Here is a 20,339-nt window from a genome sequence, read left to right as displayed (position 1 = left end):
ATTTAGTCTCGGTAAATTTTTGTTAAGTCTTGATAGTGATCAATTCTGCGGTCGCGTAAATACGGCCATATACGTCTTACGTTTTCTGAGGCTTTTTGATCAAGTTCTACTACTAAAATTTGCTCATCAGTATTGTTTGCCTCTGAGAGCATTTCGCCTTGAGGGCCTGCAATAAACGAGTTACCCCAAAATTGTATACCTTCGCTTTGTCCGCTAGGGTCGTTTTCGTGGCCTACACGGTTGCAGCTGATAACAGGTACGCCGTTGGCAACCGCATGCGCACGCTGGCTTATAACCCACGCGTCTTTTTGGCGTGTTTGTTCATCGCTTTCATCACGGGGATCCCAGCCAATTGCGGTTGGGTAAATTAATACCTCAGCGCCAGCCATAGCCATTAAACGCGCCGCCTCTGGGAACCATTGATCCCAGCACACTAATACACCTAATTTACCTACTGAGGTTTGAATTGGCTCAAAGCCTAGATCGCCAGGGGTAAAGTAAAATTTTTCGTAAAAGCCCGGATCATCAGGAATGTGCATTTTACGGTATTTACCCGCAATGCTGCCGTCTTTTTCAAGTACCACAGCGGTATTGTGATAAAGCCCAGTGGCACGCTTTTCAAACAGTGAAGCCACAATAACAATACCTAGCTCCTTGGCAAGCTCACCCAATGTATTTGAGCTTGGGCCCGGAATTGTTTCGGCTAGGTCAAATACATCCACATCTTCTGTTTGGCAAAAGTACAGACTACGATGTAGCTCTTGTAAAACCACAAGCTGTGCGCCTTGCTTAGCAGCATCACGAATGCCAGCAATCGACTTAGCCATATTTTGCTCGGCATTATCACTGTTAGTTTGTTGCACTAGGGCAACGGTTAATTTTGCAGGGCTTGTCATTGTGCTGCTCCAGCTAAAAATCCACGAGGTAATTGCATGGTAATGCAATGTAAGCTACCAAATTGTTCAATAATAGGTAGGCAATTAACGCCAATAATAGTGTGCGTTGGGTACGCTTTTTGAACTTGCGCGAGTGCCAGTGCGTCATAGTCATCGTTATATGTAGGAACTAAAACCGTATTATTGATAATCAAGTAATTTGCGTATGTTGCCGGTAATCGGGTGTTGTCATCATCAAACACCGGTTTTGGCCATGGCAAATCAATTAATGTATATGGGGTATTATTTTGTGTTTTAAAGCTTATTAGCTGTTTTTCCATCGCATCTAATGCGCTAAAGTGCTCATCTTCTTTCGCATCGCACTTAACATATACAAGGGTATTATTAGGCGCAAAGCGTACCAGTGTGTCAATGTGGCTGTCGGTATCGTCACCGGCTAGATAGCCATGATCTACCCATAAAAAGTCAGTTGCGCCTAAATGCGTTTTTAAAATTGACTCAATATCGCCAGATGATAAATCTGGGTTGCGGTTTTTGTTCAGTAAACATTCGCTGGTTGTAAGCAGTACACCGTGTTCGTTAATTTCAATACCGCCGCCTTCAAGTACTATATCAAGGGCTTGGTATTGATTTGCTTTATTACCTAGCTTGTTAACCAGTACGGCGTTAATTTTATTATCCAGGGCACTTTCGAACTTATTACCCCAGCCATTAAAGATAAAGTCGTAAATTTTAAGTTGGCGAGAGTCGTTTATATTTGCGCAGGTAATAGGGCCGTGATCGCGCGCCCACGTATCGTTTGTAGGCGTAACAACAAAGTGCACTTGGCCTAAATCTATATTCGCTTTTTTTAGCAAGGCAGTAATGTGGCCTTTAAGTGCCGCGTTATGGGCAACTATAACAAGCTGCTGCACGGCTGTGATATGCGTTGCAAGCTCAACATATACAGGCTCAACGCGTTCAAGCGTATCAGCCCAGTCGGTCTGTGCATGGGGCCAGGTAAGCATAATGGCGTCTTGGTCAGCCCATTCAGGTAAAAGTCTAAAGTTCATGAAGTTTTTATACAAATTACGGTGGCGCTAGTTTAGCATTTTACATGCATATGTCAGCTATTTATCGCTGCTTGAATCATCTTCAATTTGCTCGAGTTCTTGGCGTTTTTTTAGCTGGCGTGTTTGTGCATGTAAGCTGGCTCTTACAACTAACTCTTGGTCTGTGGTTCTTATTGCAGTAAACAGTAATGTGTATTGGTAGTGTTTGCTGTCTTGTTTTTCAACGGCCACCACTTCTGTATAGCAGTAAACGGCTGAGGCTTCGTGGTGCAAAAATAGCTTTGTTCTAAAAGCTTGGCCTATTGCGTATACATCAGTAGAGGTAAAACGAATGCCGCCTCCGCCATAGCTATCACACTGAATAGCATTATCTTGGGCTTGCTCTGAAGCTAAAATGTGACTCATTATTAAATCAATTTTACGCGACTGAGCCTGTAAAAAAGACGCCAGGTCTTGTGCTAAATCGCCTAAGTTTCTTAAAGGTCTTAATGAGGCTTGTTCAAGCTCACTAACTTCGTTAGCTAGCTTAAATAGAGGAGGTATGTCGTCTTCAAGTGCGAGTTGAGATTGCGGGACTGCCTGGTTTTCTACAGCAAATAAGTTTACCCGAATGCTTTCATTTATTTGAAAGTACTCTTCAAATTCGCTTAATCTTTGACTGTTCATAATTATCTCCACTGCGTATTCATTAAATAGTAGCGTTGTGGGGAGTAAATTGCTAGCAGATAAAAACGTTAAATACTTTGTTTATACGTGGTTTTTAGTAATAAAAAAGCGGCCAATGTCATCCTAACATCAGCCGCTTGGGTATTGATTAATTAGCGCTGGGAGAGCTTATTTAAGTAGAGCGGCTAATTCATGTAAATCTTTCACAACATGGTCTGGTTTTTTAGCCAGCGGGTAAAGTGTTTTACCTGGGCGGGCGATAAAGGTTGTTTGTAAGCCGGCTTCTTTCGCACCTGCTACATCCCAACCGTGCGCTGCTACCATCATTGCCTCATTTGCTTTTACATTTAATTTAGTTAACACCCACTCGTAGGCACGTAAGTCTGGTTTATAAATTTTAATATCTTCAATGCTGTAGCGCTCATCAAAGTACGACATTAATCCAGCGCTCTCAAACTGGGCTTTAACACCTTTGTTTGATGAATTTGTCAGACTTACTAACTTATAGCCCTGAGCTTTGAGTTTTGCCAGTCCTTCTTTCACATCTTTGTGAGGCGGTAGGGTTAAAAGCGGAGTAACAATGGCTGTTTTAGCTTGTTCATTTGTAATGGCTATATTGTTATTTTTAGCAACCATGCGCAGCGATGCAACGCCAATTTGTCCAAAGTCGTGATAACTGCCACTTACGGTATCCACCAGTGAGTGATGCAACATAGTCGAAAACCAAAGCGGTAATAAATCTTCACGCCCGCCAAGGGCTTTACCAATAGAGGTGCGCATTGAGGTTAAATCAAGGAGTGTTTCATTTACATCAAAAATAAGCACTTTAGGCTTTACTTGCGATTGTGGCTCCTCAGCTATAGCGCTACCAGAGGCTAAGCTAGTACCAACAAGTAACGATAGGGTAAGGGTTTTTAACGATTTTAGAATAGACATTAGTATTGCTCCAATTCAAGGGCGGCCATTACATCAATAGGCTCTGCACGTAGGGTATAGTCTTCGTTTAAAAAGGCATAAGTGATTATGCCTTTTTGGTTAATTACATATGTGGCGGGCAAGGGTAAGTTATAGCTTTTGTCGCCGTAGTATTTTTCAAAATCAATGCCAAATTGGCTATAAAGTGCTTGAATGCGCTCATCTAATGTAAACAGCAAACCAAACTGCTCAGCTACCTTATTATTAATATCTGAAAGTACGTTAAATTCGAGGTCATTTTTTTGCGCGGTAGATAACGTTTCATCTGGCAATTGAGGAGATATAGCAATTAACTGCGCACTGTGCGTTTTAAATTGAGGTAGGTAATCATTAAGCGCTTTGAGCTCTAAATTACAATATGGGCACCAGTTACCCCGGTAAAAGCTAATTATTACTGGGCCTTTATTGAGTAAATCAGCTAATTCAACATGCTCGTCGTTGTGATTTTGTAAGCTAAAGTTACGTATTTTAGCGCCTACTTGCAGTGCCTTATCTTTTATATGTTGAGCAATGAGCTCATTCGTTGTTTGCTCCATTAGAGCTAATACATCGCTAGGTAGCTTCGCTTTTTTTTGAACGTTATAGGCATCAATCTGTTTTTTCAAACTCATGGTTAAATCTCGAAAATAGCTTTAGGCAGATTATGTGTGTTCTATTAATTTAAATATATATTGCAAAACTGAAAGCTTCATTTGAAAATATTAAACATGAAAAACTGTTTAGCCTACGTATGTATAATTTAACTGACCTAGAAACATTTATTGCTGTGGTAGAAAACAAAGGGGTGCTGGCAGCTGCGCGCGAGCAACGCTTGTCACCAGCAACTGTGAGCCACAGATTAAGCAAGTTAGAGCGCGAGCTCTCAACCGTATTAGTGTTCAGAGACAGTCGGCGGGTAAGGTTATCACCTGCGGGTGAGCTATTTTATCATCGCGTAGGCGCTATTATAGAAGCCCTGCATGATGCAGAGCATAGCATTGGCGCACGTAGCTCGTCGGTGAGTGGGTTATTGCGTGTGACTATGCCACCGTGGGTATTTTCAAAGTATGTTATGCCTAAGTTGACCGAGTTTGAAACACAATACCCAGCACTTAAGCTCGATTTTTTAATTACAGATCATTTTGTCAATGTAGTCGATGATGCGCAAGACGTGGCAATTAGAGTAGGGCAGTTAACCGATTCTGGCCTGCTTTCACGTAAGATTGTCAATAACTCGCGTATTTTGTGTGCCGCGCCAAGTTACATAAAAAAGCATGGTATGCCCCATACATTAAGCGAATTAGCTGAGCACTATTGGGTGTGCTTACCCTGGCAAAGGCAGTTAAAACTGTATGATGAAAACAATAAAATACACACCTTTAATGCCAAAACACGCTTTACTATTTCTAATTCCGATAATATGACGCAGGCAGCACTTGCGGGACATGGCATAGCCATTAAATCCAAAATAGCCATTAATGATGAGCTAAGTGCCGGAAGTTTAGTAGAGGTTATGCCCAATGCAATGGCACAAAGTGACGCTCCAGTGTGGTTTTTACGCCCTCAAAATAGCTTAACCACCCGTAAAACAGAGGTGTTTTACGAGTTCATGAAGTCTTTATTTGCCAGCTATGAATAAGCGATAATATCCTCGCTTAATAATAAACAAGGTTATAAAGCCAAAAAACTCAGCAAAAATAGCAATTATTATGGCGCTTGCAAGCGCTGCTATTATAGAGTCTTTTTTTAACACTATTTGCCCTTCAAAGCGTTGCCATACTTGCTTTTTAATGCTGCTAAAGCCACTGGTTAAGGTATATAAATAAGGTGATTGGTTAAAGTTATTAACTGCCACTTGTAGGGATTGTTGTCGATCATAGAGGGTTTTGATATGGATAGCCCCTTTACCGACTACATCGTCTCCAATATTTTCATAGTGGGCAATTAGCTTGTTTAAATCGTTATTAAAGTAGTTTTGAGCATCTTTTCTAAACGGCGCTAATGCGTTATTTGCCTCAACAAAATGTGCCTGTAAAGCATGGCCGTAGTCACTCACAAAGGCGGGTATTTGTACCCCTAATAGTAAACCTGCTGCAAAAAAACTGAGCCTTATGTAATCTAATAATTTACTCATTTGATCTCCTGTTTACTCAAATCCTACCTAAACAACGGCAAATTAACATTTACGCTTGTTTTTATGCTAAAAACTCGTAATCTATCGGTAATAAAACAACAATAGGCCTATGTTAAGGATGACTACCAAAGTAAATATGACATCAACGTTTGTTGATATCACTAAGCAATTAAAACGCTTTGTGTCGCGTATTGTACAGCCCGATGACGTAGATGACATTGTGCAAGAAACTTTTATTAAAAGCTACGAAGCTGATTTAAAACAAGATATTCAGTTTAGACGCAGCTACATGCTCAAAACTGCAAAGCACTTAGCACTTAATCATATAGCCAAATGGGACAATAAATTTAGTGACTCGTTAGAGCACGATGCAGAATTACCTCCGCTGCTAAAATCCTCACAACTTGAGGATGAATACACCTCAAAAGAGCGTTTTTTACTTTTTTGTAGAGCAACGGATCAATTAAATTCTTCTATCCGTAAATGTTTTATATTTAAAAAAGTGTACGGTATGAGCCAAAAAGAAATTGCCCAGCACATGCAACTAAGTGAAAGCACCGTAGAAAAACACATAGCCAAAGGGTTATTACAAACCATGTTATACATGAAAGAACATGAACAAACTTATAACCAATCTGTGGCAAGTAATTCAGCTCGTAATTCGGCGCTGCCAATTGAGAGGGTGGCTAAATGAGCAACGTTCACCAATTTACCTCAAAAGATTTAATTTTAGAAAAAGCATGTGAATGGATAAGCGCCATTGACAGAGGCTTAAATAAAAATGAAAAAGAGCAGTTTAAGCTCTGGATGATGCAAAGCACCGCCCATCAAGATGCTGTATACGAACTGGCCCAGCTGTGGGATGAACTGGCCGTATTAAACGAACTGAGTAGTTTGTTTCCACATAGAAATGCAAAACCGCAGAAAAATAAGTGGGCGTTTACTAGTGCCATTGCCGCAAGCTTATTTGCGGCATTAATGGTGTGCAGTTATTTATTAATTAGTCTTGAAAACGGCTACAACGCAGAGCAGGCCAAAATAAACTACACCAAAATTTATACAACCAAAGTAGGTGAACAAGCCACGTACGTTTTACCTGATGGCACAATTGTGCAACTAAACACCAATAGTTTACTCGAGGTAGCTTATAGCAAAGGGCGACGTCAGCTATTACTGAGTAAGGGAGAAGGGCGTTTTAATGTAGCAAAAGATCCAGCTCGACCCTTTAGTGTGATGGCTGGCGATAAAAGCTTTACGGCACTGGGTACTGTATTTAATGTACAGCGAAATACCTCGTCTGATTTAGAGCTTGTTGTAACCGAAGGCAAAGTGATGATCACCGATCCTAGTGTTGCAGTTAATGCTGATGATTTTAAAGACTACCAACTGGCTGATAATAACGCTAAAAAAGTCCGAAATATTAATGCTAATATTGTTATCTCAGGCGAAAAAGCAATTATTGAACAAAGCATTACCAAGCCTATTACCCAACTTTCTGTGGACGACGTACAACGTGATTTAGCGTGGCAGAACGGTATGTTAATTTTTAATGGTGAGCATTTAAGCGATGCCTTAAATGAAGTGAGCCGTTACACCCCTACACGATTTGAGCTGTCGAGCGCTGAGCTTGCCAACATAAAAGTAGCGGGTGTATTTAAAGCCGGAGATGTTGAGGGATTACTTGAGAGTTTGCAGACTAATTTTGCAATAGAGCATGAGCATTTAGGTGAGCATATGGTGAGCCTAACACAGCAAACTAAATCATAAGAAATGTTATGCATATCAAACAAATGTTAGGTGAAGTTGCATTTTCAAATGTTATTGGTAAAAAAAAGTTTAAAAAAAAGATAAAAAACTATAGAGGAATTTTGTTTGTCAGCTGTTTATATAAATTGCGCAGTAACCAAACGCATCTACTTAGTGGTTTAAGTGTACTTGCTCCGGCTATTTTTAGCATGAGTGTGCAAGGGGCAACACAAACTACCCAGAAAATGGTGCAATTTGATATACAAGCGCAGCGAGCAGACAAAGCCTTAATAGAATTTGCTAAACAAACAGAGCAAACCGTAGTGTTTTCTTATGAGTTGGCAAAAAAATACCAAGCAAATTCGGTTTATGGTTTTTATACCCAATTAGATGCACTGCAAGCATTATTAGTGGGGACTGAGCTCGATGCGGTTGTCGATCAAAATGGTTTACTGAGTATAAAACTCAAACAAATCAATAGGAAAGATAACAACATGATGAAGCTTTCAGGGGTTAGTGCAGCTGTATTACCAGCATTGCTTGCAGCAAATTCACACGGTGTGAATGCAGCCGAGGACGTTGCGCAAGAGAATATAGAAAAAATTGCTATTGTAGGTAGCCGTGTCGCAGGGCGCTCAGTAGAAGATTTACCCGTACCCGTTGATATTTTAAGTGCTGAAGCACTTGAAAACACAGGCCAAACCGAAGTTGGCCGTATGTTGCAATCTATTGCACCTTCATTTAACTTTTCAAGCTCGTCAATTAGTGACGGCACAGATGCCTTACGACCTGCAACACTGCGTGGCTTAGGGCCTGACCAAACATTAGTGCTGATTAATGGTAAGCGTCGTCATCAGGCAAGTATTATTCATATCAACACCTCAGTAGGACGTGGTACCGCAGGTACCGATATGAATGCTATTCCGGCCTCTGCTATTAAACGTATAGAAGTATTACGAGATGGCGCCGCAGCGCAATACGGCTCAGATGCAATTGCCGGTGTAATTAATATTGTACTCAAAGATGGCAGCGAAGGCGGTAAAGCGGCCGTTAATTACGGCGAATATTCAGAAGGCGACGGCGAAACAGTAAACGTTGATTTTAATAAAGGGTTTGCCCTAGGTGATAGCGGCTACTTAAATGCAACGCTTAATTACCGCGACCGCGCGCCTACTAACCGCGCTGGCTTACATGGCTCATGTCAGTTTTATGGCTGTACAGAGCTGAGTGATGGTACTTTATTGGCTGGCGATCCGCGTGAACTGACCGCCGATAGAGATACCTTCCGTATTGGCGATGCCGACTCACAACAATTTGGCTTAACGGTTAATACAGGGTATGAGTTAGGTGATGGCGAGTTGTATGGCTTTATTACGTATTCAACGCGCGATAACGAATCAGCGGCGTTTTTCCGTCACAATGCAAATGCAGGCGGTAACCCGGTATTACAAGATAACGATGCCACCATCCCGTTAGGCTTTTTACCTAAAATTAATACCACCATTGACGATATTTCTTATAACTTTGGTTACAAAACCGATTTTGATAACGACGCAAGCTTAGATGTATCGTACACATACGGTGAAAACAGCATTGATTACACAACCAGTGACACAGTTAATGCCTCGTACGCTAACTTTTTACGTTACGAGCAAGGTTTAAGTGCCGCTGATATACGCAATACTATTCCGCGAGAAGCTTATGCTTATGGTATGGAGCTATCACTGCAAACCATTAATATAGATTTTACACAAAACTTTGATGACTATTCACTGGCAATGGGTGCAGAAATTCGTACTGATGAATACCGCATTTTAGAGGGCAGCGAATATGCGTACCGTGATTACGACACCCTTGATGGGGTAAGTATTTATAGTGGTTTAAGTGGCGGAGTGGGCTCAGAAGATGCCTCTGGTGGCACTCAAGGTTTTGGTGGTTCTTCACCGGCGTCATCGGTTGATGAGTCGCGCGATGTAATTTCGTTTTACCTTGATGCAGAAACTTACCTAATTGAAGATGTTATTTTATCAGGCGCACTGCGTTACGATAATTACAAAGGCTTTGGCGATACGGTAAACTTTAAGCTTGCCGGTAACTGGGCAATTACTGATGATGTGTCATTGCGTGGTGCATTAAGTTCAGGCTTTAGAGCACCGTCAATGCAGCAATTGTACTTTAACAACATTAGTACACAATTCGTTGTAGCGGAAGACGGCTCATTAGTTGCTGAGGAAGTAGGTACATTCAGAAACGACTCAACCCTTGCGCAAAGTCTAGGTATTCCAAAGCTTAAAGAAGAAAAATCGCAAAACCGCAGTTTAGGTATTGTTTACAATGTAACAGACAACATTAATGTTACTGTAGATTACTACTCAATTGATATTGACGACCGCATAGTAATTAGTAACCGTTTAGGCAAAGGGCTTTCTTCAAGCCTAGATGCGGCATTAATCAGCTCAGGCGCAGGTGCAGGGCAGTTTTTCTTAAATGGTGCCGATACCGAAACTTCGGGTATTGATTTTGTAGCGACTTGGAATACTGAGGGCTTAGGCGGCACACTTGATTTTACTTTAGCGGCTAACTTTACAGAAACTGAGGTTGTATCGTTATTTACGCCATCGGGTTCAGGGCTAGAAACAGTACCTGTTGAAGATGTATTCTCTGATCAAGAAATTTCAATTATTGAAGAGTGGCAACCAGAAGATCGCATTAATTTAAGTGCGCTTTATCAGCGTGGTGACTGGACAGTAAACCTTTCACTTAACCGCTTTGGTGAATACACAGTAGAAGATGGCGGTCGGCAAACTTACGGAGCAGAAATTTTAACTGACGTTAAAGTTAACTATTTTGTGACCGAAGATTTATCTGTCAATATTGGTGCAAACAACTTATTTGACGTATACCCAGATAAAAACACCATTGGTAACTCACGTTCGGGCACAATTGTAGACGCTAACGGTAATACAATTGTAAGCAGCGATGGTGTATTTGAATACTCTCGCCGCTCTGCACCATTTGGTTTTAACGGTGCATACTACTACGTAGGTGCAGAATACCGCTTTTAATAAATAACACTCCCTTATGTTATTTAAGTTCAAAGGGCCGTAAGGCCCTTTTTTCGTAACTTACTATTTTTGAAGGTAATTATTTTTTAATAATAATTTATTAATTTTTATTGTTGACAGGAAGTAATAAAGGATTAGAATTCACCTCGTTCCTGAATGTTTTTCGAACAATTGGAACTAAATTTATTAACATTAATTTCGGCAAATTCACTGAAAGGTGAAGACGCAAAGTCTCCGGTCTAAGGGCTTAGCCTATGATAGCGGGATCGCCTCGTACATATGTTGTATGCAGTAAAGCGTCATGCCATCTCATTGGAGATCGTATGAATATGATGAATATCAAATCACTTCTTACCCTGTTATTAATACTTTCATTTAATGTGAAAACAGTTCTGGCTGATACCGCTATAAGGTTCAATGGCGTCGACAGTTATGCCAGTTTTGACGTATGGCAACCAACAGGTCCGTTTAAAATTGTAGTGTGGCTCGGTGAAGTACCAAGTGACCCATCTAAGAAAACCTATTTACTATCTAATTCTAATACAAAGGAGTTTGTATTATTTAATCAGTCAAGTGTACAAATGAAGTTTGGTGATAAATACCCAGGTATATGGAATAAGCTTAATTTTTATCAAACACGTTTTCTAGAAATTACAGTAAAAGATGGAGAGTTAATTGCTTCCGACGGGGTCAAAAGTGTTTCAGTAAAAAAAGACTATATTGATCCTATAGATATCTCATTCGACTGGTTATTTAGAAGGTCTAATAAATTTTCAGAAGGCGCACTGCAGGGTTTAGGATTAATCGACTTAAATAACTTTGAGAATAGCCGTAATTTCGGGGTAAGCGCCTCAGGAGACCCACAACTAATATCTGTAAAAGAGGACTCATTTTTTGAATTCCACAATATTACACCAGATGATTTAATAATAGGATTAGATGTACCTAATCCTAATGTCTCAGCTGTAAATACTATCTCTGAGTTAGCTGAAATGATATCTATCAAATATCCAGGTAACCCACTTATTAACAATACAGCTAACACAGGAAACGAGTATGCGTGGAATGGGTATTATTGGTTAAGAACATACCTACACTTTTATAGTGTAACCAAAAACCTCGAGTATTTAGATTTAGCTGTAGAGTTAGCTAATAAAATGCTTAGTGATACAGATATAACACGAAATAGAAATAGCTTTTCTGCATCGAATAATTATAAACGAGCACCTAAACTTTTTTTAAACGAAAGAGATAAGATTGCGCCCGGTTGGGAGAGATCACTTAGTGATTCAAGTATAACTGTATTGACTGATGGTATGATTTTAAACGGTATTATGCGTATAGTTGATATAATTAGAACAGAAAATCTAACGGATTATTTCTCTTTTGCCGATTCATATACATTGAGTGCTCATAAGATTGTTGACAGCCATGAAAGCTCATACAGCGATAGTAAGAACTCAGCTATAAAAGGCAGCTTTTACTATGTAAATCTTTATAATGAGAATTATGGCGATACTGGTTTATACAGTAACCCTTTAGCACATAATCATAATCTAACTATGGCAACTGCTATGCTCTACTTGGATAAATGGGGTGATAGACCTGATTTTTACAAAACAAAAATAATGGGCATAATAGATTTTTTTACAGAAAACCTCGAATTTCAGAATGATGGTGCCTGCACATGGAATTATAATTGGGACCGTCGCGGAGAATCGTACGAAAGATATGAAGATATTAGTCATGGTCATATCGATGTTGGGTTTTTTGTTGTAGCTGATAAAGAGGGATACTTGAATAATGTAGATGTTATGAAGTGTTTAGCAAAAACCGCCATTGAACGCATCGCCATTGGACCTGGACCTATACCGCAATTTGTAACTGGAGATGGTATTAGTCAAAAAAGTGAGCAAATTGCATTCTCTTATGATTGGCGAGAGCTGTCTAAATTTGAGCCATCAATTATAAATCGTTCTAATAATATAATGAGACATGCAGTAGGCAGAATCAATTGGTTTAGACAATATGCAGCTATAGCTATGACTTTGGAAAAATAATTTAAAATGGCTTAGTTAAATTTTAACTAAGCCATTTAAGTACTTAGTGCTTTTGCATGCGGCTCATTTCTGTATGGCAACTTTGCATGGTTAATAACGTTTTAGCTAATGCAGCTTCACAATCAGCGGGCTGTGGTTTGTCCATAGCTGCTTTAATTTCTTCAAGAGTTTTATCTTCTACTTCTTCAAGCTCCTTAACGTATGTTTTATCGTTATCAGAGCTGAAAGTAGTGAGCAGGGCGGTGTAAGCTCTGCGCGCTTCTACAGCAAAAGAAGAGCCGTCTTCACGCTCGCCTTTTTCGTTAACTGCATAAGGTTGTAAGCGCTCAACACTTACTTTTCGTGCGTCAATCATGCGTTGAAATAATGCGCCAATGGCTGGGTCTTCAACTTTTTCTTGCGCTTTTTGATAAAAATCAATGCCACTGTTCATTACTTGGATGATGTCAGTAATATGAGTTGCTTCGGTTCCTTGATGGGTATTCATAATGACCTCTCTTTACATGAATTTAAATGTCATAGTAAATAGAGCAAAGGGCATTCCAAGTTTTCGATTTGTTTTTAAGTGTTTGAAATTTAAGTTTATTATATATTATTAATAGCAAGCGAGGTTATTTAAATTAATATAACCTCGCAAATTTTACATGGCTTTTGTAATAAGGTTATTTAAGTTCATCTGCCACTTCGGCTACTTTTTGGCGCAACCAAATATGACTTGCGTCGCGATGTAGTAAAGGGCTCCAAATCATATCAAGCTCAAAAGGCGGTATAGGAAATGGCGGCTCTAAAATTTTAAGGCCTGCATCATCTAAGTAAATATTGGCAGCTTTTGAAGGTAAGGTTGCTACTAAGTTTTGCTCTTTGGCTAAATGAATGGCTACGTGGTAATTACGGGTAAACGTGGCAATATTTCGGTGTTTACCAAAATGAGCAAGTGCTTCATCAACCCAACCTAGCTTTTGTACATCTTTAGGGTCCATTCCTACACCTACCCCAAAGCCGGTTTTACTTACCCAGATATGACGCGCTTTTAAATAGCTATCTAGGCTGAAATTTTCGATAATTGGGTTGTCGGCTTTTACTAAGCAGCAAAAGCTGTCTTTCCAAATACGTTTATGATGAAAAGATTGCGGTAGGTTTTCAAAGCGGTTAATGGCCATATCCACTTTACCATTTTCAACATCATGGAATGTTACATCACTTGGTGTGAGTATATCTAACGTTGTATCGGGTGCTTCTTCATGAAGTTTACTTAAAAGCTTTGGCGCTAAGGTACTGGCTGCGTAGTCACTGGCCATTATTCTAAATACACGTTTACTTTGGCTGGCTTCAAATTCACGATTCGGTGCGAGGGTTTCCTCTAGAGTCATTAATATACCGCGAATAACTGGCTGCAGCTCTATAGCGCGCTCTGTAGGAACCATACCTTCACTGGTGCGCACCAAAATAGGATCGTTAAACAAATTGCGTAAGCGCTTAAGGCCGTTACTCATGGCCGGTTGAGTAATACTTAACTGGTTAGCGGCGCGGGTTACATTGCACTCGCGCAATAGAGTATCAAGGTAAACCAGCAAATTTAAATCTATTTTACTTATGTTCATTGTGTGTCCTTTAACGCTTACCAGTGATGAATAAAGCGTTGTGCTGTCGGGTATGGGTATATGTGACTAACATAGCCCTTTTTGATATTTTGTTGAGCTTGCTTCCAAAAGCTAACATCAACAAGCTCGGGGTGTGTACTGAGCAAAAACTGTTTGTACTTTGGGTTTGGCATTACAAAGGTACAAAGTTGCTCAGGAAAAACATCCTGTGGCGCAACTGAGTAGCTTTGTTCATCGGTTAAGTAATCATCATAGCTTTTGGCCTTAGGTAAGGCTCTAAAGTTCATATCAGTTAAGTACTGAACCTCATCATAATCGTAAAAAATAATTCGGCTGTGTTTGCTTACGCCAAAATTTTTAAGCAGCATATCGCCTGGGAATATATTTACCGCAATCATTTCTTTAAGAGCTTGTCCGTATTCTTCTATTGCATCGGCGGCACTTTCTTCGCTTGCATTTTCTAAAAATAAATTGAGCGGTGTCATGCGCCTTTCAATATATAAGTGCTTTATAATAAGCCACGGCCCTTCAATAACCATAGATGAGCCAATGGTTTTATGCAGCTGCGCTAGTAATTTACTATCAAAGCGAGCCAAAGGAAATACGACGTTAGAGTACTCTATGGTGTCGGCCATGCGGCCAACCCGATCGTGACTTTTTACCAATTGATAGCGTTTAAGTACGGTATCGCGGCCAAACGGTTTGCTTTCGCCAAACTTGTCTTTAATAACTTTAAAGACGTAACCAAATGAGGGCAGCGTAAATACCATCATCACCATGCCCGGGGTGCCTGGCGCTATTATAAAGTTATCGTTTGAGTGAGATAAGTGATGTAAAAACTCACGGTAAAACTCAGTCTTGCCTTGTTTATGAAACCCGATGGCATTGTAGAGCTCAGCAAGCGTTTTATTAGGCATAAGTTGATTTAAAAATCGCACCATAGCCGAAGGCGCATGGGTTTCTACCATAAAATAGGCACGTGCAAAGCCAAAAATAACCCGCATTTGCGATGATTTGGTTAACAGTGCATCGAGATATAAACCTTTATCTTCATGATGAAGTACCGCGATAATAAAAGGCTGTACACCACTTTGAGAGACCACTCTGCCCACAATATAGGCTGCTTTATTACGATAAAAAGGTGCGTGCAAAATATCAAAACGCATTTGCCAAGGTTGGTGGTGTGTGTCGGGCGCTTGTTTATAAAATGCTTTTACGAGCAAACGTATATCACGCTCTAAATTTACAAATGGGGCTTTAAAATCAAAATGTTCAATAATGCGCTTTATAGTGGGTTTTAAACCATCAACCACAGGAAAGTAGCTTCGGTATTCTGCCTCAACAGGAATAGCAGGCGCATCTTTTAATGTGGCTTGTACAAATATAAAGTCGTTATGAAAATAGCGCCTGTGGTACAAACGGCAAAATACTGAGTTATAAAACGTTTCGGCAAGTTCAGCTTGAGGGTGGAAGCATAAAAAACGTTGGTACAGTTTTTTTACTTCTAGCCAAAGCTGTTCATCTAAGTGCTCAGTTAAGTGTGCCTGTTTTAATGCTTTTGTTGTTTCGTTTACTCTGTCATCGTAATAACTAATGCGCAGTTTACTTATGTCATTAATATGCTGCCAATCACGTTTAGCGAAGGCAAGCGGGGCTTGAGCGGTAGTTTTTTGAAACAGCTGATAATGCTTTTTAAAGCCCGTTAAAATTAATTCTGCTATGTGGCGTGGCTGCATAAACACTCCTTAAAAAAGTGCATATAACGTTTTTAGTGTTAGTGGTGCGGATACGTTATACACGTTAGAGCTTTAACTCTATAGTTGTTAAGGGTATGTTATTTTAAGTTTAAAACCAAGATAAATATTCTCGGTTTTTATACTTTGCGCTTAAAGCATAATTGAGTGTGATGGTAAAAGCTATGCTATTGGAAGGAGGCTATTTTTTTCTCTAACTTTTTAATACGTTTTTCAATTTCGGTTGTTTGCTTTTTATGCTCTTTATTTATTATTTTTAACTGCTTGGTTATATCTTTGCTAATTAACTTTTTATCCTCGTCATCTAAAATTCGATTAAGTCGCTGTTGCTGATTGTACTCAGCGCGGTCTTTCTTACGTTTTATAATTGCTAACTTATTATTATTGCTTCTCAATTCTGCTTGCAGATCAAGCACAATACGTTCGCGCTCGAGTGCGTTTAGCTCTTTTGTGTAATCTTGCGCCGGTGCAGTATTAATTCCTGATACAGTATTAATTGTGTAGGCGGTAGCGTTATCTTTACATGGGAATTGCGAAAAGATAGTGCCGTTTTTTGTCACGCATTTATAGTAGGTTGTGGCATTTTGCGCATGCAGAGAAAGTGGAAGTACCATTACTGCGCATAAAAAAAGTGTGTGTTTTTGCATTAAGTTCATCCCTGAGCGTTTACTATGATTTAGTAAATATAACCTAGCTTGGTGGTATAGCAAGCTAGGTTAAGGGATAGGACTATTGTGTGTAGGTTTTTAGCTTTTTAATACTTTGTACTAAAAACGGGATATCGAGACTTTGCTCTATAGAAAAACCTTCAGCGGCAGATATATTTTTATAGTTACCGTCTGAATCTATAAGCGTAATTCTATCTTTTTTGTAAGCAATAACTACACCTTGCGAGTAGTTAACGCCGGTATCTGTTTTTTTCTTATAGAGGTTTTCACCTAGCATGGTTTGCGTAACAACAGACTTACAGTTTAAGTATTGCCCTACACTGGTTGCAATAATATCACTAGGTTGAATAAGCCCGTCTACCTTGGCTATTTGCTTATCAGAGCTGTATAACACCGATGATGTAACTACTTCTGAGCTATTATTCGCTAAGCTAAAGGCAAAAATATGCGTGTCGTCATTGCGTGGAGAAGGGGCATCCTCTGCTTTTATAATTCTAATCGCACTGTTTGAGTGGGCTTGGTCGTTTATAAAGCTTAATTCTTCAATGCCCGTAAGTTCAATGCTTCTTCGTTGGCTTTGCCATGCAGGCAAGGTTTGCTCTGATAAAATACTCATTTTATAAAAAGAAGGTAAGCCATACACTAAACTAAATAAGCTATCGCCATGGTGTGTTGGCTGTAAAAACTGATCAGTCCTATGTAGGTTTTCATGTTTAGCAACAAACTGTTTTAACTGTTCGTCGCTCTCAAATACAAAAATATCAACTTGTTGCTCGGTGTAATCGTCGCACTTTTGTAAAGGCGAAGGAATTTGATAATTAACGTTTTGATTATTAATTCTTACATCGTGAGCTTGTTTGTAGCTTTCAATGTCGAGTAAATCATTTTTAGCTAATAAACTTTTAGCGGTTGTAGGGTACGAAAGCGGTAAAACGTTATCTTGCTTCGTTATATCAAACTTTAAATTTGCATCGGCCCAAATGTGAATACTGTGGCTAAGTGCAAAACACAATACTAAAAACGAGCTGGCAAAACGGGCAAACTTAAGTTGTTTTAAACGCGCTAAATGCTGCCATGTATAGTTACTTACAACTAGCTGAAAGCCTAAAATAAGTAAAACAATCCCCCCAGCTAACAATGTAGTAAGGGCCGGTGAGCTAGTAAGGCGATGCCATAGTAAAGAAATAATTTCCGGTAGCGCAGAAGAGCTTAAGTGGTAGCCCAAATTAACATATACATATGCATCAAGCGTTAATATAGATGCCCCAAGTGTTGCAATAACGGCAGCCATACCTCGAATATGGCGGGGATAAGGAAACACTAAGCTTAAAGGAAATACCGTCAGCACAAACGCTAAAAAAGCGATAAAGCTCGTATGGCTTAACCACGTCACTAACATATAGGTAATACCCATAAAGCTAGTTGGCGGTGAATCAGCAAATAAAAAACTTAGGCTAATAAAAAGCGCTAAACCAATGTTTGCAAAAGTGAACCAATGGCCCCAACTTAATAACTGACTCGCTTTAGATGAAAAATGATTGTGCTGCGATAAATTCATATAATTTATTTAACCGACTGAGCAAGTGCTTTTGCAAAGTTCTCAGTTACGGCTTGTCTTTTCCCTGCAGGTACATGCTCTTTTAGGATATGCGTGATAGAATTTCCTAAACACATAAGGCTTAAATCAACCGGCGCATTATGTTGCGTTAGCACATCAATGAGCTGATCGACGATTTGTTCTACTTCTTCATTAGAGTATTTTGATAAGATTGGCATCAGTTGGTTCAATAAAAGAGTTATATTCTCGTATTTTAACACCAGAGGCGTGAAAAACAAAGATGACAACAGACGTTAAAAAATTAGTCGTTCATTATGTAGACAAAAAAGACGACGATACGCAAATTCACCTCCGAAACGATGAAATGGTGATTAATGATAAAGTCGCTGTTTTTATCGAACAACTCCATCATGCATACAACTCAAAGCCAGGCAAAGGTTACTGTGCATTTAGTGGCGATAAAAACAGTGTTGTAGCGTCAGCAATGCAAAGCTATCGTAACGACGAATTAGGCTTTTGGCACATGACCGAGCAAGCATCTACGGTTTTAAAAGAAGAGCTTGATAAGTACGCCTTTAGTGAAACCGGTTATTTAGTATTTTGTCATTATCAGTATGTGGCTACTGATTACATGCTAATAGCTATGATCAACATTAAAGAGCACTACAGCATGACCTCAGAGCTCGATTTAGCAGCGTCGCGCCACTTAGATATATCGCGCATGCAATTAGCAGCTCGCATTGATTTAACCGCATGGGACACACAAGCTGACGACAATCGTTATATTTCGTTTATTAAAGGGCGAGCAGGGAGAAAAGTAGCAGACTTTTTCTTAGATTTTTTAGGGTGTGAAGAGGGCATAGACCCTAAACAACAAAGCCAAGTGATGCTCAGCGCTGTTGAAGATTATTTATCTGAGCAGGAGTTTGATAAATCAGAAAAAGACGAATTACGTAAGCAAGTATTTGACTACTGTAATGACTGTGTAACCACAGGTGAAGATGCAAGCGTAACTGAACTTTCGGCGACTTTAACTAAAGGCGATGACAGTCCATTTGACAGCTTTTGTAAAGAGCAAAGCTACGATTTAGAAGACTCTTTCCCCGTTGATAAAAAAACCGTGACCAGTATGGTTAAGTTCTCGGGCTTAGGCGGCGGTGTAAGTGTAAGTTTTGAGCGCAAACATTTAGGCGAGCGTGTAACTTACAATGAAGCGACCGATACACTAGTCATTAAAGGCATTCCACCTAACTTAAAAGATCAACTACAACGTTTTATGGAAAGTGAAAGTGAGTAAACTCATTTGATCTAATTAAAAGCCGATTTAAGAGCGCGATATTTATATCGCGCTTTTTTATTTTTGCTAGGTAGTAAAGCCACTTAAAAGTCTATTGCACAAAGAAAAGTGAATGAGAATAAAATGAGAAAACAACACCAATTTAAACAATTATTTTTTCATTTGTTCTCTAAAAGCGCAGCGTCTCATATCCTCTTTGTGAATATACGTTTATTACGGGCTTTGCCCGGCACGCCAATAAGTTGTGCGTCTACAAGTTACTATTATTCAAGGTTTTTAAGTTTGGCTGGAGTCATAAAGTTTGCTTAGGCGAGAAGCAACGCAGCTATTTATTTTTGCTAATAAAGATCTATTGCACAAAGAGAAGCGAAAGAGGGGCAAATGAGAAAATACATTTCAGGACAAGACAGGTTTTAAAACAAAAAAGCCCCGCTATTTATTAATAGCGGGGCTTTTTAATTAGGCTAAGGGTTACTCAGCGCTCATTGTTTTAGTCATTGCAGAACTTGCACGACCTGCTGGTTTAATTGAACCTGCGCGTAAGCCGCTATCAGGCACTAACTCACGTTTGTCGTGTGCCATGGCAACTGATGTATGCTTTACGTCGCTATCAGCAACAGGTGTCGGCTGTGCCATTGGTGCACTTGCCGCGCCTTTGGTGATAGCCGTTTTAGCATTTGCATCTTTTTGAGTTGCATTTGTAGTAACTGGTTGCTCAGCTGCTACAGGCTCTGCTTTAACAGGCTCTGGTGTTGCTGGTTGCTCAGCTACTTCAGGCTCTGCTTTAACAGGCTCTGGCGTTTCTGGTTGTTCAGCTATTTCAGGCTCTGTTTTACCAGGCTCTGGCGTTTCTGGTTGTTCAGCTATTTCAGGCTCTGCTTTAACAGG

At 39.8% G+C, this 20,339-nt stretch carries 18 protein-coding genes, 1 pseudogene and 1 riboswitch; of the genes and pseudogenes, 6 read left to right on the top strand and 13 right to left on the bottom strand.

Annotation, left to right across the window (positions count from 1 at the left end; all coding sequences use genetic code 11):
- Window positions 1–2: 2 nt before the first annotated feature.
- The 5 genes from CWC16_RS14080 to CWC16_RS14060 all read right to left on the bottom strand — a co-directional run bounded on the left by CWC16_RS14080 (window position 3) and on the right by CWC16_RS14060 (window position 4,200).
- Window positions 3–896 carry a carbon-nitrogen hydrolase gene (locus CWC16_RS14080; RefSeq protein ID WP_138541971.1) on the bottom strand — a complete coding sequence of 298 codons (894 nt, stop codon included), beginning with the start codon at window positions 894–896 and terminating at the stop codon, window positions 3–5.
- Entirely contained in the window at window positions 893–1,948 is a 1,056-nt protein-coding gene (locus tag CWC16_RS14075; RefSeq protein WP_138541970.1) for an agmatine deiminase family protein, read from the bottom strand. The genes CWC16_RS14080 and CWC16_RS14075 overlap by 4 nt, the downstream gene beginning before the upstream one ends.
- Window positions 1,949–2,005: 57 nt before the next feature.
- Window positions 2,006–2,614: a PilZ domain-containing protein gene (locus CWC16_RS14070; protein WP_138541969.1), complete on the bottom strand. Its 609-nt coding sequence runs from the start codon at window positions 2,612–2,614 to the stop codon at window positions 2,006–2,008.
- A 168-nt stretch (window positions 2,615–2,782) separates the two neighbouring features.
- Complete coding sequence (locus CWC16_RS14065; protein ID WP_138541968.1) at window positions 2,783–3,550, bottom strand: haloacid dehalogenase type II; 768 nt, start codon at window positions 3,548–3,550, stop codon at window positions 2,783–2,785.
- Complete coding sequence (locus tag CWC16_RS14060; protein WP_138541967.1) at window positions 3,550–4,200, bottom strand: peroxiredoxin-like family protein; 651 nt, start codon at window positions 4,198–4,200, stop codon at window positions 3,550–3,552. Before CWC16_RS14060 ends, CWC16_RS14065 begins: the two co-directional genes overlap by 1 nt.
- Window positions 4,201–4,319: 119 nt before the next feature.
- Here CWC16_RS14060 and CWC16_RS14055 point away from each other — a divergent pair, with 119 nt between their 5' ends.
- Window positions 4,320–5,207, top strand: a complete 888-nt coding sequence (locus tag CWC16_RS14055) for a LysR family transcriptional regulator (RefSeq protein ID WP_138541966.1) — start codon at window positions 4,320–4,322, stop codon at window positions 5,205–5,207.
- Here the strand turns inward: CWC16_RS14055 and CWC16_RS14050 are convergent.
- Complete coding sequence (locus tag CWC16_RS14050) at window positions 5,187–5,702, bottom strand: DUF2937 family protein (RefSeq protein WP_138541965.1); 516 nt, start codon at window positions 5,700–5,702, stop codon at window positions 5,187–5,189. The genes CWC16_RS14055 and CWC16_RS14050 overlap by 21 nt on opposite strands.
- A gap of 118 nt (window positions 5,703–5,820) precedes the next feature.
- Here CWC16_RS14050 and CWC16_RS14045 point away from each other — a divergent pair, with 118 nt between their 5' ends.
- The 4 genes from CWC16_RS14045 to CWC16_RS14030 all read left to right on the top strand — a co-directional run bounded on the left by CWC16_RS14045 (window position 5,821) and on the right by CWC16_RS14030 (window position 12,573).
- A complete protein-coding gene (locus CWC16_RS14045) occupies window positions 5,821–6,396 on the top strand; it encodes an RNA polymerase sigma factor (RefSeq protein ID WP_055015652.1) in 576 nt (191 codons plus the stop codon).
- Window positions 6,393–7,469: a FecR family protein gene (locus tag CWC16_RS14040; RefSeq protein WP_138541964.1), complete on the top strand. Its 1,077-nt coding sequence runs from the start codon at window positions 6,393–6,395 to the stop codon at window positions 7,467–7,469. The genes CWC16_RS14045 and CWC16_RS14040 overlap by 4 nt, the downstream gene beginning before the upstream one ends.
- An 8-nt stretch (window positions 7,470–7,477) precedes the next feature.
- The gene (locus tag CWC16_RS14035; RefSeq protein ID WP_138541963.1) at window positions 7,478–10,513 is read left to right on the top strand and encodes a TonB-dependent receptor plug domain-containing protein; all 3,036 of its coding nucleotides are present in this window, start codon (window positions 7,478–7,480) and stop codon (window positions 10,511–10,513) included.
- A gap of 190 nt (window positions 10,514–10,703) precedes the next feature.
- Window positions 10,704–10,787: riboswitch (cyclic di-GMP riboswitch) on the top strand.
- Window positions 10,788–10,836: 49 nt separating this feature from the next.
- Window positions 10,837–12,573 carry a hypothetical protein gene (locus CWC16_RS14030; protein ID WP_138541962.1) on the top strand — a complete coding sequence of 579 codons (1,737 nt, stop codon included), beginning with the start codon at window positions 10,837–10,839 and terminating at the stop codon, window positions 12,571–12,573.
- A gap of 43 nt (window positions 12,574–12,616) precedes the next feature.
- Here the strand turns inward: CWC16_RS14030 and CWC16_RS14025 are convergent, their stop codons facing one another.
- The 6 genes from CWC16_RS14025 to CWC16_RS14000 all read right to left on the bottom strand — a co-directional run bounded on the left by CWC16_RS14025 (window position 12,617) and on the right by CWC16_RS14000 (window position 18,372).
- Complete coding sequence (locus CWC16_RS14025) at window positions 12,617–13,060, bottom strand: ferritin-like domain-containing protein (protein ID WP_055015648.1); 444 nt, start codon at window positions 13,058–13,060, stop codon at window positions 12,617–12,619.
- Window positions 13,061–13,235: 175 nt separating this feature from the next.
- Window positions 13,236–14,174, bottom strand: coding sequence for a LysR family transcriptional regulator (locus CWC16_RS14020; protein ID WP_024032602.1), 939 nt, complete (start codon window positions 14,172–14,174; stop codon window positions 13,236–13,238).
- 17 nt (window positions 14,175–14,191) lie between these two features.
- Complete coding sequence (gene aceK, locus CWC16_RS14015; RefSeq protein ID WP_138541961.1) at window positions 14,192–15,910, bottom strand: bifunctional isocitrate dehydrogenase kinase/phosphatase; 1,719 nt, start codon at window positions 15,908–15,910, stop codon at window positions 14,192–14,194.
- Window positions 15,911–16,095: 185 nt separating this feature from the next.
- A complete protein-coding gene (locus tag CWC16_RS14010) occupies window positions 16,096–16,575 on the bottom strand; it encodes a DUF4124 domain-containing protein (protein WP_138541960.1) in 480 nt (159 codons plus the stop codon).
- An 82-nt stretch (window positions 16,576–16,657) separates the two neighbouring features.
- Window positions 16,658–18,154: a DUF3413 domain-containing protein gene (locus CWC16_RS14005; protein WP_138541959.1), complete on the bottom strand. Its 1,497-nt coding sequence runs from the start codon at window positions 18,152–18,154 to the stop codon at window positions 16,658–16,660.
- 5 nt (window positions 18,155–18,159) lie between these two features.
- A complete protein-coding gene (locus tag CWC16_RS14000; protein ID WP_004588923.1) occupies window positions 18,160–18,372 on the bottom strand; it encodes a YejL family protein in 213 nt (70 codons plus the stop codon).
- 62 nt (window positions 18,373–18,434) lie between these two features.
- Here CWC16_RS14000 and yejK point away from each other — a divergent pair, with 62 nt between their 5' ends.
- Window positions 18,435–19,451 (top strand): nucleoid-associated protein YejK, encoded by a 1,017-nt coding sequence (gene yejK / locus CWC16_RS13995; RefSeq protein ID WP_055015645.1) that lies wholly within the window; start codon window positions 18,435–18,437, stop codon window positions 19,449–19,451.
- A 471-nt stretch (window positions 19,452–19,922) separates the two neighbouring features.
- Here yejK and CWC16_RS13990 read toward each other — a convergent pair.
- Window positions 19,923–20,339 (bottom strand): annotated as a pseudogene (locus tag CWC16_RS13990) (ribonuclease E); the annotation flags it as partial.

The sequence above is a fragment of the Pseudoalteromonas sp. S3776 genome, assembly GCF_005886915.1.
Lineage (GTDB): Bacteria > Pseudomonadota > Gammaproteobacteria > Enterobacterales > Alteromonadaceae > Pseudoalteromonas.
This window is presented reverse-complemented; position numbering and strand designations above follow the sequence as displayed.